General features: G+C 53.1%; 2 protein-coding genes. Both read right to left on the bottom strand.

Features of this window, described 5'->3' with window-relative positions; genetic code table 11:
• Positions 1-117 precede the first annotated feature (117 nt).
• The gene (locus B5F88_RS19665; RefSeq protein ID WP_087937069.1) at positions 118-564 is read right to left on the bottom strand and encodes a translation initiation factor 2; all 447 of its coding nucleotides are present in this window, start codon (positions 562-564) and stop codon (positions 118-120) included.
• 316 nt (positions 565-880) lie between these two features.
• Positions 881-1,113 (bottom strand): transposase domain-containing protein (locus B5F88_RS19670; RefSeq protein WP_140402232.1); only part of this gene is annotated, 233 nt, incomplete at its 5' end.

Here is a 1,113-nt window from a genome sequence, read left to right on the forward strand (position 1 = left end):
CGAGTTTTTTCTGACGTTTGTATCATGTTCACCCCCCTTCTAGGAAAAACAAAAAAGGGGCCGGAGGACGCATCTGCTTGAGATGTGTCCTCCGGCCCCTTGCTTTGACGCCTTGTGTTATTGTTCGATGTCCGCTGTGCCCCTCTCCGCCTCCGTGCTGGCCTCGCTGGCGTCTGGGGTGGTACCGGCGGCTCCGTTGTCCTCCGGGGCTTCCTCGGTGCTCTCAGGGTCCTCCTGTGGGGCCAGGCTGGCTTCGGCTTCCGCCAGCGCCTGCTCGATCAGGCCCAGGACGAAGTCCCGCTGGGTGAGCTTTACGCCGGTCCGAGCCGTTTCTCTGGCCAGGTGGGTCTTGATGCGCTGGAAGAGTTCCTCGGGAATCTGGAATGCCATCGTTCTGCTGCCTGTCATGTTAATTCCTCCATTCTCATCTTTCATCTTGTAGTATTCAGTGAGCAGTGCTGCGATGTACTGGCTGGTGGTCATCTCCAGGCGGTCTTTTTCTTCTGTTACCCGGTTGTGCAGGGCGATGTCGATTTGAGCGCATAGGTTTTTCTTGTCTGCCATGGTCTGCTCTCCTTTCCTCGTTTTGCAACGCAAGTATATCCAAAACCATGTCAGAAAGCTATTACCAAGACCACCAAGGAACCAAGGACAAAGCAAGCAATACCACCAACTGAAACAGCTATGTAATAAAAAGAGAGAAGCCCCCGTTGGCAGTTCGATTTGAACTACCAGCGGGGGCTTCTCTCACTGTTTTCTCTTTGCTCAGAGGTTCGAATCACCCCACATCACGAAAATGGCCTTTTGCATCTGTAAGCGTAAAATAGAGGAGGACACCTCAGGAAAGAGCAAGACTGCCATTTTTCACAAATGGCAGTCTTTATCTGCATATAGACTGGGCCGTTTCCTCCCATGGGAGGCAAGCTTCCGGGGAATAGCCGTGAGGGAGTCGTTCCAGCAGGAAGTTTAAATAGTGGAAAGGCCGCAGGCCATTCGCTTTGGCCGTCTCAACAATGGAATATATCGTTGCACTGGCATTGGCGCCATGAGGTGTGTTGCAGAACAACCAGTTTTTTCTTCCAATGGCAAAGGGACGTACCGCACGCTCCGCCC

This window comes from Flavonifractor sp. An306 (assembly GCF_002159455.1).
GTDB lineage: Bacteria > Bacillota > Clostridia > Oscillospirales > Oscillospiraceae > Flavonifractor.